General features: G+C 70.4%; 12 protein-coding genes. 10 read left to right on the top strand and 2 right to left on the bottom strand.

Annotated elements, in window-relative coordinates:
* Window positions 1–17: 17 nt before the first annotated feature.
* The 4 genes from AMK26_RS15665 (at window position 18) to AMK26_RS15650 (ending at window position 5,831) form a co-directional block, all read left to right on the top strand.
* Window positions 18–1,550, top strand: a complete 1,533-nt coding sequence (locus AMK26_RS15665; protein ID WP_073755234.1) for a site-specific integrase — start codon at window positions 18–20, stop codon at window positions 1,548–1,550.
* A 107-nt stretch (window positions 1,551–1,657) separates the two neighbouring features.
* Window positions 1,658–3,280, top strand: coding sequence for a hypothetical protein (locus tag AMK26_RS15660; protein WP_338015577.1), 1,623 nt, complete (start codon window positions 1,658–1,660; stop codon window positions 3,278–3,280).
* Entirely contained in the window at window positions 3,277–5,424 is a 2,148-nt protein-coding gene (locus AMK26_RS15655; RefSeq protein WP_073755232.1) for an integrase, read from the top strand. Before AMK26_RS15660 ends, AMK26_RS15655 begins: the two co-directional genes overlap by 4 nt.
* Complete coding sequence (locus AMK26_RS15650; protein ID WP_073755231.1) at window positions 5,421–5,831, top strand: hypothetical protein; 411 nt, start codon at window positions 5,421–5,423, stop codon at window positions 5,829–5,831. Before AMK26_RS15655 ends, AMK26_RS15650 begins: the two co-directional genes overlap by 4 nt.
* A gap of 65 nt (window positions 5,832–5,896) precedes the next feature.
* On the opposite strand, the gene AMK26_RS15645 is transcribed toward AMK26_RS15650, so the two are convergent.
* The gene (locus tag AMK26_RS15645; protein WP_073755230.1) at window positions 5,897–6,370 is read right to left on the bottom strand and encodes a DUF6194 family protein; all 474 of its coding nucleotides are present in this window, start codon (window positions 6,368–6,370) and stop codon (window positions 5,897–5,899) included.
* Between the two features lie 64 nt (window positions 6,371–6,434).
* Between AMK26_RS15645 and AMK26_RS15640 the strand changes: the two genes are divergently transcribed.
* The 4 genes from AMK26_RS15640 (at window position 6,435) to argF (ending at window position 12,142) form a co-directional block, all read left to right on the top strand.
* Complete coding sequence (locus tag AMK26_RS15640; protein WP_073755229.1) at window positions 6,435–7,154, top strand: MerR family transcriptional regulator; 720 nt, start codon at window positions 6,435–6,437, stop codon at window positions 7,152–7,154.
* Window positions 7,096–9,513, top strand: coding sequence for a polynucleotide kinase-phosphatase (locus AMK26_RS15635; protein WP_079277603.1), 2,418 nt, complete (start codon window positions 7,096–7,098; stop codon window positions 9,511–9,513). The genes AMK26_RS15640 and AMK26_RS15635 overlap by 59 nt, the downstream gene beginning before the upstream one ends.
* Window positions 9,514–9,782: 269 nt before the next feature.
* Window positions 9,783–11,021 (top strand): arginine deiminase, encoded by a 1,239-nt coding sequence (locus AMK26_RS15630; protein ID WP_073755228.1) that lies wholly within the window; start codon window positions 9,783–9,785, stop codon window positions 11,019–11,021.
* Window positions 11,022–11,131: 110 nt separating this feature from the next.
* Window positions 11,132–12,142: an ornithine carbamoyltransferase gene (gene argF / locus AMK26_RS15625; RefSeq protein WP_073755227.1), complete on the top strand. Its 1,011-nt coding sequence runs from the start codon at window positions 11,132–11,134 to the stop codon at window positions 12,140–12,142.
* Between the two features lie 98 nt (window positions 12,143–12,240).
* Here argF and AMK26_RS15620 read toward each other — a convergent pair whose 3' ends face one another.
* A complete protein-coding gene (locus AMK26_RS15620) occupies window positions 12,241–12,663 on the bottom strand; it encodes an ATP-binding protein (protein WP_073755226.1) in 423 nt (140 codons plus the stop codon).
* A 353-nt stretch (window positions 12,664–13,016) separates the two neighbouring features.
* Between AMK26_RS15620 and AMK26_RS15615 the strand changes: the two genes are divergently transcribed.
* Both AMK26_RS15615 and AMK26_RS15610 read left to right on the top strand, forming a co-directional pair.
* Window positions 13,017–13,844 carry an enoyl-CoA hydratase family protein gene (locus tag AMK26_RS15615; RefSeq protein ID WP_073755225.1) on the top strand — a complete coding sequence of 276 codons (828 nt, stop codon included), beginning with the start codon at window positions 13,017–13,019 and terminating at the stop codon, window positions 13,842–13,844.
* Between the two features lie 6 nt (window positions 13,845–13,850).
* Window positions 13,851–16,151 carry a bifunctional salicylyl-CoA 5-hydroxylase/oxidoreductase gene (locus tag AMK26_RS15610; protein WP_073755224.1) on the top strand — a complete coding sequence of 767 codons (2,301 nt, stop codon included), beginning with the start codon at window positions 13,851–13,853 and terminating at the stop codon, window positions 16,149–16,151.
* The last annotated feature ends 22 nt before the right edge of the window (window positions 16,152–16,173 follow it).

Genomic DNA, 16,173 nt, shown 5'->3' with positions numbered 1-16,173 from the left:
GTCAGGGGAGGCGGTAGTTGAGCGAGTGGTATGTGGTGCGAGTGCCGGATGCGGACCGTTGGGGGGCGCTGCCGACTGACGGTGTCCTGGGGGTACAGGACCTGCCTGCGGCGGTCGCCCGGATGGGCCTTCGGCCGGGCGATCCGGTGTTCGTGGCGCCGGATGGCACGGTGGACCGGGATCTGCTGGATTTCGTCCGCTCCGCCGAATTCAGGAATCTGGAGCGGGAGACCAAGCGGAATTACGCGACGGATATCCGGCCGCTTCTGACCTTTCTGTCCTCGCGGGGAGTTCCGTGGAGGCGGGCGACGCGGCAGGACTTGGCGGACTATCGGCACTGGAGATGCCGGGCTCCGGAGAATCCGCGCCGGATCGGTGGGACGAAATGGAACCGGGAGTCGGCCGCGTTCACCAAGCTGTTCCGGTGGGCGAAGGTGTCCCCGCTGCCGGTGGACATCGTGCGGCGCGAGGATCGGGCCGCAGACTCGGTGAGCTCGCGCGTGATGTGGCTGACGCCGCGGACCTGGGGCTTGTGGTCGGACATCGGGCTGCGCGGCCACAGCCGTACCGGCGTGCAGGCGGCGGGGTGGGAGTCTCGGACGGAGCTGCGCAACACCAGCTTCGTCCAGCTACTGCTCAGCTCCGGCCTGCGGCGGCAGGAGGGCGGTTCATTGCTCACCTTCGAACTGCCCAGCCAGCGCCTGCGATTCGGCCGCTACTGCCATGGTCACGTCGCCGCGGCGGTCACCCGGTCGAAGCAGAGCCGGGTCTTCTACGCGTCGGTGGACGTGATCGGCCAAGTCGAGGCCTATGCCGAGTCGGAGCGCGCGTGGGCGGTGCAACGCGCCCAGGCGGAAGGCCGCTACGAGCGGCTGCCCATGATGCGGCTGGTCACAAAGGTGACACGGGGCCTGAAACCGAAGATCGAGTGGGTGGCCTCTGACGGCGTCGTCGGCGGTCAGGAACTCAGCCGCCTGGACTGGCGCGAGCGGCAGTGGCTGTTCCTGGAGGGCCCGGACGGGCCGGAGCCGGCGTGGTTGTGGCTGACTGAGCAGGGCCTGCCGATGGCCCCGGACCGGTGGAACGGCGTGTTCAGGGCGGCGAACCTGCGCTGTGAGGAAGTCCTGCTTACTGCGGAAGAGCGGCAGGTCGAGCGAGACTTCCGGCTGGCAGAGGTACGCGGCAAGAGTCCGTACGCGACACCGCATGCCGCGCGCCACTCAATGGCCCTCTACATGCTGGTCCTGCTGAACCAGCTGATGGAGACCCGCTACGGACTCACCGCCGCGGACCGGCGGGACTTCGCCCTGCTGTTCGGCGATCCGTGGTGGCTGGTGAAGACCCTCCTGGGGCACGCGGATGTGGAGGTGACGAAACGGCACTACCTTGCGCCGGTCGCGCACCTGCAACTGGAGTCGATCCTGGCCGCGGCCGAGCCCGCCGACGATGAGGAACAGCAGGTCGAGGACCTGGACGATGTCTTCGCCAGGCTGGCCCGGGAGTCGCAGGGCATCCAGGACATCGACGCCGTCCTTGAGGCGGCCCGGTGACCGGGCGGGGACGGCGGGCCGTCCTGCCGCCGGCCGATCACCGCACCGAGCCGCCGCTGGCTCCCGACGAGCTCGTGGTGACAGTCGTCAACAAGGCGGGATACGAGATGACGTTCGACTTCGCCGAGCTGCCGGTCGCCGAGCCCATGCAGCGGTCGCTGGCGACGGTGTTCGCGGTGCGGTCCGCAGGCTGGAACAGCCATGAGACCGCGCGAGCCTCCTGGATCACGGTGAAGGCGTTCGCGCGCTTCATCTCCGAACTGGAGCGTCCTCCGGAAGATCTGGGGGATCTGACCGCTGCCATGCTCAAACGCTGGCGCGCGAAGCACATCGGTACCAACAGCGGCAAGAACGTGCTGCGTCAGGTCCGGCCGCTGCTGAGGGCGGATCCGCGGCTGGCCGCCGGGCCGGTGGGAGAGGAACTGGCCCGGCGCATTCCCAAGGCGGTGCCGATCAAGCAGTCCTACGGGAAGGAGGAGCGGGAGCGGGTGCTGCTGGCGGCACAGCGGCAGTTCCGGACCGCTCTGCTGCGGATTCGCGAGAACACACGTCTGTTGGAGCGCTGGCGCGCCGGTGACCTGGCGGAGGACAGCCGTGACTGGCGCCTCGGTCAGGTCCTCGACCACCTCGCGGACACCGGCTACGTCCCGCACACGGTCGCGCCGAGTGGCACGGAGAGCGTGAAGAACCGTCGCCTCTTGGGCGGCACCAGCCCGGAGCAGACATGGGGCAGGCTGTTTCTGTCCCGTTCCGAACTCACAGCGCTGGCCGTGCTGTTGACCGACCGGTTCGGCTGGAATCTGTCGGTCTACGACCGGATCCTAGCCCCGACCAGGGCCCCGTCGGCCGGAACGAGGACCACGGTGACCTACCAGGTTCAGGTCGAAAAGCGGAGGCAGGGCGGAGGCTGGTGGTTCTCCACGGAAAATGCCACCGATTCCGGGGCCGACTCCGCTGGCAGACTGATCACTCAGGCACTGGAGGCCACCGCGCACGGTCGTGCTCTGGCCGCCCGGCTGGCGCCCGGCACCGACTTCTTGATGGTCGCGCGCATGCACTACCCCAAGCGGCGGCACCAGCGCACGGAACGGCCTCGCCCGGTGGGCCCGTTGTCCTTCGGGATCGGCAACGGCGACGCCCAGCTCTGGGCGATCACGCACGGACTGGGCGGAGCTCCGTTCCAGCGGACCCGCAGGACAACGGTGACGCGGGAAGGCCGCCCCCTTCAGCACACGCAGGGCACCCACCACAGCATCTACGTGCTGCCCGACGAGCATGTTCAGCGCGCCTCACAGAGCGTCTTCGAGGCCGGTGCCCGCGAGGCCCTCGAACAGGCCCGGGCCGTGGTGTTCGCCGGAGACATTGCCGACGCCCCGGACCCTGGCCACGAGCAGACCGTGACCGCGGACTGCGCGGATGAGACGGCCAGCCCCTGGCCCGACGCGCAGGGCGGCTGCGGGGCGGACTTCCTGCTCTGCCTGGCCTGCCCCAACGCCCGTGTCCACCCCGGCCATCACCCCCGGCTCGCCCACCTGCACCAGAAACTGCACAGCCTTCGATCCGTCCTGCCTGACCGCTCCTGGCACGAGCGGTGGAACGAGCACGCACTCCGCCTTGAGGACCTGCGCGACAAGGTCGGCCCGGCGGCCTGGAACGCGGCGCTCGCCCACGTGAACGACGAGGACCGCACCCTGGTCCACCTCATGGTGAAAGGAGAACTCACTCCATGACCGCTGTCGGCGCCGCTGCAGAGATCGACACGTACGTCCTGGCCATGCCCGCCCCGGCCAGCCCCGTGGTGCTGCCCGAGTGGATCAGTCCCGGCAACACGCACCCGAACTCCCGCTACCAGGAAGCCATTTGGTCCATGGCCCCGCTCATCGACAACCCCGGCACCGGCCTGGTCAAGCTCCACTGGAAAAACTGCCCGGAACCCCTGCGTGACCAGGTGAAACTGGCTGCCTGGACCATGATCAACGGCCAGCTGAGGCCCACCTACCTCCAAACCCGCGGCGTCCAGGCGCGATCCCGGTCGGGAGGCCCGGAGAGGCTTTCCACCTGCCTGGAATGGATGCGGCTCGCCCGCTGGCTGCACGAGCGCCAGATCACCAGCCTGGGTGCCTGCACCGAGACGGAGTGGCGGGCGTATGCGAGTGAGCGTCTGCACCAGGTGTCCCGCGACACCGCGGCGATAATCTGCGTCCGTCTGGCGAACCTGTGGGCGTTCGACCAGCTCAGCGCCCGTCCTTCGGGCATCACTCGGCCTCCGTGGGAGACCGAAGGAGTCGACGATTTCCTTCCCGCAGCCGGCACGGCCGCCGGCGGGGAGAACGCGACAGAGCCGCTGGACCCTCTGGTGCTCGGTCCGCTGCTGACCTGGGCCATCCGGTTCGTCGACGACTTCGCCGACGACATCCTTGCGGCCGGGGCCGAACGCCGCCGCCTGATCGCCGTTGCCGCCGCCACGAAGGCCGCGCCGGCCGGATGGGCCGCGATGGAGGAGTGGCTGCTGCCCATGGCACGGGCTGGCCACCCGCTGCCGGCCAACTCAGAAAAGCGCGAGATCCAGGTGGCCACCACCTACATCGCCGCTCTCACCGGCTCCAACCGCGGTCAGGTTTCCAGGTTCGTCAAGCAACACGGCCTCGCAGAGATCGCCGCATCGCGGCCAGGGCCATGCCCGCTGCGGGTGCCGGTCACCGGGAAGATCAACGGCAAACCATGGCGCGAGCACGTGGACTTCAACGAGGCCGCCGATCTGATGCGACACCTGGGTACGGCAGCGACGATCATCCTGCTCTACCTGACCGGGATGCGCCCCCAGGAGGTGCAGGGGCTGCGTTCCGGATGCTGTCCCGACCCCGAACCCGCCACCGACGGCACCGAGGGACGGCACCTGATCCACAGCCACCACTACAAGAACGTCACCGACGACGACGGCAACCACATCTCCGCCGGTGAAGTCCGCCAAGTGCCCTGGGTCGCGATCACACCGGTGGTTCACGCCATCCGCGTGCTGGAGCGCATGGTCCCCGAGGGAGAGCTCCTCCTCAGTACCGCCCACCACGAGTTCCGCTCCCGCCACGGCCACGCAGGGGCGCTGAAGAAGTCCACCCTGACCCTGCGCATCGAGTCCTTTGTGAACTGGGTGAACCGAGAGGCCGAGACGCAGGACCTGTCCGACCAGATCATCCCCGAGGACCCTCACGGCGCGATCGGACTGGGCCGGTTCAGAAGGTCGCTGGCCTGGCATATCGCCCGGCGCCCGGGGGGACTGGTCGCCCTCGCCATCCAGTACGGGCACATGCGCACCGTCCTCGATGCCCGCACCTCCAGCGGCTACGGCGCCCGCAGCCGTCGCGGCATCCACACAATCCTCGACGTCGAAACGGCCCTCGCCGCCGCCGACACCGCTGCCCGGCTCCGTGACCGCGTCGCCGCCGGCGAGAAGGTGTCCGGGCCCGCAGCCCGCCGAGCCCTGACTGCCGCCGCCCATACCCCTCGCTTCGAGGGCCGCATGGTCCCCCGCACCTTCGCCAGGAAGGCCAGCGCGTTTCTCGCCCGCGACGGCATCGTGCTCTACGACAACCCCGACGCGCTCCTGATCTGCGCCTTCAAGCACGACAACGCTCTGTGTGAGCCAGAGTCCGGCGCGACCGCCCCAAGGCAGTACGACTGCCGACCTGGCTGCGGAAACACCGTCCGCACCGACACCCACGCCCGCCTGCTCCGCGAACGCGCCGACGAACTCGACCAGCTCGCTGCCCACGCCCCCGGCCCGGTCAGCAAACGTCTGCGGACCAACGCCAACCGGCTCCGGGAGACCGCCCACACCCACGACAGCACCGCGCACCCTGCCGAGGCCCTCACATGAACCAACAGCACCAGGACGAACGCAACCGCATCCGCGAAGCCATGGAACGACTCCTGACCGGACAGGCCACCGCTTCCAACGGAAGCCTCACCGTCGTTGCTCTCGCGGCCGAGGCCGGCGTCCACCGCATGGCTCTCCTCAAACGGCACGTCGACCTGAAGAACAAGTTCTACGAACGCGTCCGCGCCGAGACCCACCAAGTCCCGGAGGCCGAGAAACGACTCCGGGACACCGTCACCAAGCTCAAGAAGACCATCGCCAATCAGAGAGCCGAGATCGAGGAGCTCCGACAGCAGGTGACCAGGCTCGCGCTCGCCAGCGCTGTTCTCACTCATGACAGTGACAGGCAAGCAGAACGCGCACCTGTCTCCGACAACGTCGTCCCGTTCCCCCGATCGACGACCTGAAGGTCTGGCGTTGCAGGACCCGAGCTCAACCAGGACGGGGTCTGTTTCCGCAGTCGCTGCCCCTATCAGCTCGTCGTTGAGCCCGCTCGTCGTTCATAGCGCGAACGTGCGAGGTGGTGGGCATTACCGAGCAGTTCTCGGACTGCCGCATGGGTCCGCTGGCCCGGATTCACCACGGCGAGCCAGCCAACGGAGCCATAGACGGGGTGCGCAATCACGGCATCGGTGACGCTCGGGTCGTCGTCGATGGCTGGTTCGCGCGGCGCGTGGCCGGTCCAGTTGATGAAGGATTCCTTCCCAGCGGCGATATTGACGCGGAACGTGTCAGGGCGGTCTAGGCGCGACCTCTCGTCGCCCGGGTAGTTCTTCGTCACGATCGTCGCGAACGGTTGAGAAGCTTTCGGCATGACGCCATCAGGCGCGTAGTAGAAAAACGTGTCCCCCCAGCTGATCTCAGGTGAGCCGTCGTCGGGTCCCGGCCTGGTGGCCAGGACTCCATCAAGGTCTTCTACGAAGTTGATGATCTCGTCGATGGTCATGTGCTCAAGCGTTTCATTAAGGTGCTTGTGGAGACTTTGAGCCGGAAAGGCAGAGGAACGGCGGGTGTCAACTCTCAAGTCATCGACCATGCGCACAGTCGATGTCGCGCGACGCGCTGGGTACTCCGTTCAACAGGTCCGCAATCTCGAACGCGACGGTGTCCTGCCGCCGGCGACGCGTACAGCTGCGGGCTACCGGATCTACGGGGAGATTCACCTACAGTCCGCGCTGGCCTACAGAGCTCTCGCCGTCGGCGTGGGCCCTGTTGAGGCCAAGCGGATCGTTCGTGCTGTGCATGAGTGTCCGACGTCGGAGGTACTTGCACTCCTCGACGCGGCGCACGCCCGACTCGACCGGGAGCGTAAGGACCTCAGACTCGCCAAGGAGGCTGCTGCGGCGATCTCGGCCGAGCCGATCGAAGACGTACGCCTATCGGATTCGATGAGCGTCTCCGAACTTGCCGCCGCGCTCGGAGTGCGACCATCGACGTTGCGGCACTGGGACGCCGAGGGGCTTGCTGTTCCTGACCGGGTCTCCCCACGACGAACGCGACGATACTCACCGGCCCAAACTCGGGACGCCCGAATTGTGCATCAGCTACGCAGTGCGGGTTATCGCATCGACTCGCTCCGGGCCTTGATACCGGGCTTGCGGCGCGGGCACCGATCGGAAGACGTCGGAGCCGCGCTGGCGGCCCGAGACGCGAACATCGAGGCTCGCTCCCGTGCCCTTCTCGACGCCACCGTCGCGCTCAGCACAGTTCTCGCCGGCAATCAGACATGAGGCCCCGTCAACAACGTCCTGTCTCGCAACAGCTAGTTCAGAGAAAATTGAACAGAAGGACTTGACAGGGAACGCGACCAGCGTGCAGCAGGAGAGCCGCCGGCAGCTGGTGCGGCTGGCCCGCGAGCACGACGTCCTGCCCATCGCGATCGTCCTCGACATGCCCGAGGACGTCTGCGCCGAGCGCAACGCCGCCCGGCCCGACCGGGCCGGACTGCCCCGCCACGTCATCCAGCGCCACCGCCGCGAGCTGCGCCGTTCGCTGCGCGGCCTGGAGCGCGAGGGCTTCCGCAAGGTGCACGTCCTGAGGAGTGTGGAGGAGGCGGAGACCGCCGAGGTCGTGCTGGAGAAGCGGTTCAACGACCTCCGCCACCTCACTGGCCCCTTCGACATCATCGGTGACATCCACGGGTGCAGCTCCGAGCTGGAGACGCTGCTCACCAAGCTCGGGTACGAGGACGGCGTACACCCCGACGGCCGTACGGCGGTGTTCGTCGGCGACCTCGTCGACCGGGGCCCGGACAGTCCCGGCGTCCTGCGCCGCGTCATGGGCATGGTCGCGTCGGGCGACGCGCTGTGCGTTCCCGGCAACCACGAGAACAAGCTCGGGCGCTGGCTGGCGGGCCGTAAGGTCCAGCGGACGCACGGCCTCGCCGAGACCATCGAGCAGTTGGAGAAGGAGAGCGAGGAGTTCCGTACGCGGGTGCGGGAGTTCATCGACGGGCTCGTCAGCCACTACGTCCTCGACGAGGGCCGGCTCGTCGTCTGCCACGCGGGGCTGCCGGAGAAGTACCACGGCCGCACCTCGGGCCGGGTGCGTTCGCACGCGCTGTACGGCGACACGACCGGCGAGACCGACGAGTTCGGGCTGCCGGTGCGCTACCCGTGGGCGGAGGACTACCGAGGCCGCGCGGCGGTGGTGTACGGCCACACGCCCGTGCCCAACACCTCCTGGATCAACAACACCATCTGCCTCGACACCGGCGCGGTGTTCGGCGGGAAGATGACCGCGCTGCGCTGGCCCGAGCGCGAACTCGTCGACGTACCCGCCGAGAAAGTCTGGTACGAGCCGGTCAGGCCGCTCGCCGCCGAGGCACCCGGTGGGCACGAGGGCAGGCCGCTGGACCTGGCGGACGTGCACGGGCGGCGGGTCGTGGAGACCCGGTACGCCGGGAACGTCGGCGTACGCGAGGAGAACGCGGCGGCCGCGCTGGAGGTCATGAGCCGGTTCGCGGTGGACCCGCGGCTGCTGGCGTACCTGCCGCCGACGATGGCGCCCACGGCCACGTCCAAGGAGGAAGGCTTCCTGGAGCACCCGGCGGAGGCGTTCGCGCAGTACCGCTCCGACGGTGTCGAGCGGGTGGTGTGCGAGGAGAAGCACATGGGTTCGCGGGCGGTGGCGCTGGTGTGCCGGGACGCGGACGCGGCGCGGGAACGGTTCGGGGTGGACGGTCCGACGGGTGCGCTGCACACCCGCACCGGGCGGCCGTTCTTCGACGACGATTCCCGTACGGAGCAGGTCCTGGACCGGCTGCGCACGGCGATCGGCGCGGCCGGGCTCTGGGACGAGCTGGAGACGGACTGGCTGCTGCTGGACGGCGAGCTGATGCCGTGGTCGCTCAAGGCGGCCGGTCTGCTGCGCAGCCAGTACGCGGCGGTCGGCGCCGCCTCGGGCGCGGTGTTCCCCGGCGCGGTCGCGGCGCTGGAGGCGGCGGTGGGCCGGGGCGTGGACGTGGCCGGGCTGCTGGGCAAGCAGCGGGAGCGGGCGGCGGACGCGGCGGCGTTCACCGAGGCGTACCGGCGCTACTGCTGGGACACGGAGGGGCTGGACGGGGTGCGGTTCGCGCCGTTCCAGATCCTCGCGGGGCGGGGGCGCTCGCTCGCGGGCGTCCCGCACGACGAGCAGCTCGCATGGCTCGACCGGCTGGTGGAGCACGACCCGACCGGCCTGCTCCAGGTCACGCGCCGGCTCGTCGTGGACACCGGGGACGACGCGTCGGTCCGGGCGGGCGTCGACTGGTGGCTGGAGCTGACGGGCGCGGGCGGCGAGGGCATGGTCGTCAAGCCGCTCCAGGCCCTCGTACGCGACGGGAAGGGCCGGCTGGTCCAGCCGGGCATCAAGGTGCGCGGGCGGGAGTACCTGCGGATCATCTACGGCCCGGAGTACACGCGCCCGGAGAACCTGGCCCGGCTGCGTGAGCGCCACCTCGGCCACAAGCGGTCCCTCGCGCTGCGCGAGTACGCCCTCGGTCTGGAGGCCCTCGCCCGCCTGGCCGACGGCGAACCGTTGTGGCGCGTCCACGAGGCGGTCTTCGCCGTCCTGGCCCTGGAATCGGAGCCGGTCGACCCCCGCCTCTGACGCCCCCGCGGGGGGCGCGCCGCCGGCGCCGTCCGGTACGTACCGGACGGCGCCGCGCGCCTGCGCGCGCCTGCGCGCGGCCCACCCCCGGCCCACCCCCGGCCCCCGCGGCGGCCGGGGCGCTGTCGCCCCGGCGCCCGGGACGGCTTCGTCCAGTCACCCCGCACGGGCGCGGCGCCGCCCCGGGCGGCCGTGCGGCAGCCGGCGGTGCCCGAGGGATCTCCGGCTGTTCGCGGGTGAAGCGGGGCTCACGCGGTGAGGATGGAGGCATGGGATTCCATGTCGATTCCGAGACCGGGCGGCTTCGCCGCGTCATCCTGCACCGGCCCGATCTGGAGCTGAAGCGGCTGACACCCAGCAACAAGGACGCGCTGCTCTTCGACGACGTGCTGTGGGTGCGGCGGGCGCGGCAGGAGCACGACGGGTTCGCCGATGTGCTGCGCGACCGGGGCGTGGAGGTGCACCTCGTCGGGGACCTGCTGCGCGAGGCACTGGACATCCCGGCGGCGCGGAAACTCGTCCTGGACCGGGTCTTCGACGAGAAGGAGTACGGGCCGCTCGCGACGGACCACATAAGGGCGGTGTTCGACGGCATGGAGACGGGCGCGCTCGTCGAGGCGCTGATCGGCGGGATGACGAAACGTGACTTCCTGGCCGGTCACGCCGAGCCGACGTCCGTACGCTTCCATGTGATGGACCTGGACGACTTCCTGCTGCCGCCGCTGCCGAACCACCTCTTCACCCGCGACACATCGGCCTGGATCTACGACGGCGTCTCCATCAACGCCATGCGCTGGCCCGCCCGGCAGCGCGAGACCGTCCACTTCGAGGCGATCTACAAGCACCACCCGCTGTTCACCGGACCCGAGGCGGGCTCCTTCCACCACTGGTCGGAGGGGCAGGACGACTACCCGTCCACCATCGAGGGCGGCGACGTCCTGGTCATCGGCAATGGCGCGGTGCTGATCGGGATGAGCGAGCGCACCACACCGCAGGCGGTGGAGATGCTGGCCCGCGGCATGTTCGCGGCCGGTTCGGCGCATACGATCGTGGCGCTGGACATGCCGAAGAGCCGGGCGTTCATGCACCTGGACACGGTCATGACGATGGTCGCGCACGACACGTTCACCCAGTACGCCGGGCTCGGCATGCTCCGCTCGTACACGATCGAACCCGGCGACGGCCGCCGCGCGCTGAAGGTCACCGATCACCCGCCCCAGCACATGCACAGCGCGATCGCCTCGGCGCTGGGTCTGCCCGCGATCCGGGTGCTGACCGCGACGCAGGACGTGCACGCGGCGGAGCGCGAGCAGTGGGACGACGGGTGCAATGTGCTGGCGGTGGAGCCGGGCGTCGTCGTCGCGTACGAGCGCAATGTCACCACCAACACGCATCTGCGCAAGGAGGGCATCGAGGTGATAGAGATCCCGGGCAGTGAGCTGGGCCGGGGCAGGGGCGGCCCACGCTGTATGAGCTGCCCGGTCGTCCGGGACGCCGACCCCGGCTAGGTCACCCTCCCGGCGGACCCCCGGCCTCCGGCGGGCCCCCGGCTCCGTATAGAAATGTGAGGTCTCGTATAGACTTCCATGGTCCCCGTATTCGGAACCCAGGAGCACCCATGGCCACCGACCTCACCGGCCGCCACTTCCTCAAGGAGCTGGACTTCACCGCCGAGGAGTTCCGCAGCTTGCTCGATCTGGCCGCCGAACTCAAGGCGGCCAAGAAGGCCGGCACCGAGGTCCAGCGGCTGCGTGGCAGGAACATCGCGCTGATCTTCGAGAAGTCGTCGACCCGTACGCGCTGCTCGTTCGAGGTCGCCGCGGCCGACCAGGGCGCCTCCACCACGTACATCGACCCGGCCGGCTCCCACATCGGCAAGAAGGAGTCCGCCAAGGATACCGCCCGCGTCCTCGGCCGGATGTTCGACGCGATCGAGTTCCGGGGCGACGCCCAGGCCACCGTGGAGGAACTCGCCGCCCACGCGGGCGTGCCCGTCTACAACGGCCTCACCGACGACTGGCACCCCACCCAGATGCTCGCCGACGCGCTCACGATGACCGAGCACACCGACAAGCCGCTGGAGAGCGTCGCCTTCGCCTACCTCGGCGACGGCCGCTACAACATGGGCAACTCCTACCTGATCACCGGGGCGCTGCTGGGTATGGACGTGCGGATCGTGGCGCCCAAGGCGTACTGGCCGGCCGACGGCATCGTCGCCCGCGCCCGCGAGCTCGCCGAGACCAGCGGCGCCCGCGTCACGCTCACCGAGGACGTCGCCGAGGGCGTCCAGGGGGCCGACTTCGTCGCCACCGACGTCTGGGTCTCCATGGGGGAGCCCCAGGAGGTCTGGGACGAGCGCATCGCCGCCCTCGCCCCGTACGCCGTGACCATGGACGTCCTGCGCGCGACCGGAAACCCGCGGGTCAAGTTCCTGCACTGCCTGCCCGCCTTCCATGACCTCGGCACCGCCGTCGGCCGCGAGATTCACGAGCGCCATGGCCTGACCGAGCTGGAGGTCACCGACGAGGTCTTCGAGTCCGAGCACTCGGTCGTCTTCGACGAGGCCGAGAACCGGATGCACACCATCAAGGCCGTCATGGTGGCCACGCTCGCGGACGCGACGGCATAGCGATATAGCGATACGCCCGCTCTTCCTGGTCGTGGGCGCGCCGGTGTACGCGCTGCACGGGCGCCGCAACTCGCGGCTCGCCGCGCCCACCGGCCCGGTCACGGGGCCTGCAGCCCCGGGAGTGTGAACCAGACGGCCTTGCCCCGGTCGGTACGCCGGTGGCCGCATGCCGCGCTGAGGGTACGGATCAGCAGCAGGCCCCGCCCGTGCTCCTGCCACGGATCGGGCGGAGTGTCGTGTTCCGGCGCCAGGTCGCCCGGCGGCGCGGGGTCACGGTCGTGGACCTCGACCTGGCAGCCGCTCGGCAGCAGCCGTACCACCAGCTCGATCGGCCCCTTGCCGGCGGTGTGCTCCACGGCGTTCGCCACCAGCTCGGCCGTCAGCAGCTCGGCGGTGTCCCGGTAGGCCGACGCGTCCAGATCCGCGAGCGCCGTCCGTATCAGGGCGCGGGCGATGGGCACCGCGGCCGTCGTGTGCGGCAGCGCGACGCGCCAGGAGGAGGGGCCGGATGCTTCGAGCAAGGCGGGGTCCGTTCGGTGAAGCCGGTTCCGTTCGGGAGAAGGGAAGGGGGGAGCGGGGCACAACAAAAAGCGGCGAGACGGTAGAGACAGGAGAGACGGCAGAGACCTGTGAGGTCCTGTCCTCACCTTACGAAGGGCGAGCAGCGACACCAGAGGCCCCCGCCCATCCATGGGGAGACATGTGCCACAGCTGATACAGGACCGTCGCCGGTTACGGACAGCTGTGGCAAGGTCACCGGTCAGCGTATCGCGCCTGCGTGACGGAAGTCACGTACAAGTGATAGCTTCGAGGAGCAGGTATCTGCCCAGGTGGACCGGGGCAGATCGAGGCAGACCGAGGGAGGCCGCACCTCATGAGCCCGTTCTCCAGCTCCGCGCCCCGCACCGAGGAGTGGCAGCACGTACGGCTGGCCGTCGACGACGGCGTCGCCACCGTCACCCTCGCCCGCCCCGCCAAGCTCAACGCGCTCACCTTCGGCGCCTACGCCGACCTCCGCGACCTGCTCGCCGAGCTGTCCCGGGAACGCGCCGTCCGCGCCCTGGTCCTCGCGGGCGAGGGCCGAGGCTTCTGCTCCGGCGGCGACGTGGACGACATCATCGGCGCCACCCTCGCCATGGACACCGCCCAGCTCCTCGACTTCAACCGCATGACCGGCCAGGTCGTCCGGGCGCTGCGCGAGGCGCCCTTCCCCGTGATCGCCGCCGTCCACGGGGTCGCGGCGGGCGCCGGCGCGGTCCTCGCGCTGGCCGCCGACTTCCGGGTCGCCGACCCCTCCGCCCGGTTCGCGTTCCTCTTCACCAAGGTCGGCCTCTCGGGCGGCGACATGGGCGCCGCCTACCTCCTCCCACGCGTCGTCGGCCTCGGGCACGCCACCCGGCTGCTGATGCTCGGCGAACCCGTCCGCGCCCCCGAGGCCGAGCGCATCGGCCTGATCAGCGAGCTGACCGAGGAAGGCGGCGCCGACGCCCGCGCCGCCGAGCTCGCCCGTCTGCTCGCCGACGGCCCCGCCCTCGCGTACGCGCAGACCAAGGCGCTGCTGACGGCCGAGCTCGACATGCCGCTCGCCGCCTCCGTCGAACTGGACGCCGCCACCCAGGCCCTCCTCATGAACGGCGAGGACTACGCCGAGTTCCATGCCGCCTTCACCGAGAAGCGGCCGCCCAAGTGGCAGGGGCGGTGACCGGCCATGGGACCCTCACGTCCGCGTCCCCTGCGCGTCGCCGTCATCGGCGGCGGCCCCGGCGGGCTGTACGCCGCCGCGCTGCTCAAGCGCCTCGACCCCGCCCGTGACATCACCGTCTGGGAGCGGAACGCCCCCGACGACACCTTCGGCTTCGGTGTCGTCCTCTCCGACGAGACCCTCGGCGGCATCGAGCACGCCGACCCCGCCGTGTACGCCGCGCTCCAGGCGGAGTTCGTCCGCTGGGACGACATCGACATCGTCCACCGCGGCCGCACCCTCACCTCCGGCGGCCACGGCTTCGCCGCCCTCGGCCGCCGCCGGCTCCTGGAGATCCTCCACGAGCGCTGCGCCGACCTCGGCGTACGCCTCCGCTTCCGTACCGAGGCGCCGCCCGCCGCCGAGCTGGCCGCCGCGTACGACCTGGTCGTCGCCGCCGACGGCGTACACAGCAGGACCCGTGAGGCGCACGCCGACGTCTTCGCGCCCCACCTCACCACCCACCGCTGCCGCTACATCTGGCTCGCCGCCGACTTCGCCTTCGACGCCTTCCGTTTCGAGATCGCCGAGACCGAGCACGGTGTGATGCAGCTGCACGGCTATCCGTACGCGGCGGACGCCTCCACCGTCATCGTCGAGATGCGGGAGGAGGTGTGGCGGGCGGCCGGGTTCGACGAGCTGGACGAGCAGGAGTCCATCGCCCGCTGCGCCAAGATCTTCGCCGACGCGCTCCAGGGCCGGCAGCTCGCCTCCAACAACTCGTCCTGGACCGCCTTCCGTACCGTCGTCAACGAGCGCTGGTCGCACGGCACCACCGTGCTCCTCGGCGACGCCGCCCACACCGCGCACTTCTCCATCGGCTCCGGCACCAAACTCGCCGTCGAGGACGCCCTCGCGCTCGCCGCCTGCGTCGAGGAGCAACCCGACCTGGAGCGGGCGCTCACGGCGTACGAGGCCGAACGCCGCCCCGTCGTCGAGTCCACCCAGCGCGCGGCCGCCGCCAGCCTCCGCTGGTTCGAGGACCTCGCGGACTACCTGGACCAGCCGCCCCGCCAGTTCGCGTTCAACCTCCTCACCCGCAGCCGCCGCGTCACCCACGACAACCTGCGGCTGCGCGACCCGCGCTTCACCGACACCGTCGAACGCGACTTCGGCTGCCCGCCCGGCACCCCGCCGATGTTCACCCCGTTCCGGCTGCGCGGCCTGACCCTGCGCAACCGGATCGTCGTCTCACCCATGGACATGTACTCGGCCGTGGACGGCGTCCCCGGCGACTTCCACCTCGTCCACCTCGGCGCCCGCGCGCTCGGCGGCGCCGGGCTCGTCATGACCGAGATGGTCTGCGTCAGCCCCGAGGGCCGGATCACCCCCGGCTGCGCCGGGCTGTGGACCCCCGGTCAGGCCGCCGCCTGGCGCCGCGTCACCGACTTCGTCCACCAGCAGTCCCCGGGCACCGCCATCGGCGTCCAGCTCGGCCACTCCGGCCGCAAGGGCTCCACCAAGCTCATGTGGGAGGGCATCGACCAGCCCCTCGACTCCGGCAACTGGCCGCTGGTCGCCGCCTCCCCGATCCCGTACCGCCCGGGTGTCAACCAGGTCCCGTACGAACTGCACCGGGCCGCCCTCACCGACATAAGGGAACAGTTCGCGGCGGCCGCCCGGCGCGCCGCCCGCGCCGGCTTCGACCTGCTGGAGCTGCACTGCGCCCACGGCTACCTGCTGTCCGGGTTCCTCTCCCCGCTCACCAACCGCCGCACCGACGCCTACGGCGGCTCGCTGGCCGGCCGGCTCCGCTTCCCGCTGGAGGTGTTCGACGCGGTACGGGCCGCCTGGCCCGGCGAGCGGCCCATGACCGTACGCATCTCCGCCACCGACTGGGCGCCCGGCGGCACCACCGCCGAGGAGGCCGTCGAGATCGCCCGCGCCTTCGTGCGGCACGGCGCCGACGCCATCGACGTCTCCACCGGCCAGGTCGTGCCCGACGAGCGCCCCGAGTACGGCCGCTCGTACCAGACCCCGTACGCCGACAAGATCCGCAACGCGCTGAAGGTCCCCGTCATCGCGGTCGGCGCGATCTCGTCCTGGGACGACGTCAACTCCCTGCTGCTGGCCGGCCGCGCCGACCTGTGCGCCCTGGCCCGCCCGCACCTCTACGACCCGCACTGGACCCTCCACGCGGCGGCCGACCAGGGCTACGACGGCCCCGGTGCCCCGTGGCCTCTCCCGTACCGCGCGGGCAGCCGCAAGCCGCCCACGGGCCGCACGGACGCGCCCAAGCCGCGCCTCAGCCTGGCGCCCCGCTCCTGACGCCGGCGCCCCGGCTCGCGTC

Origin of the sequence: Streptomyces sp. CB03234 (assembly GCF_001905885.1) — a bacterium.
In the GTDB taxonomy this organism is placed as follows: Bacteria; Actinomycetota; Actinomycetes; order Streptomycetales; family Streptomycetaceae; genus Streptomyces.
Note: the sequence above shows the minus strand (reverse complement) of the source record. Positions and strands in the feature narration are given on the sequence as shown.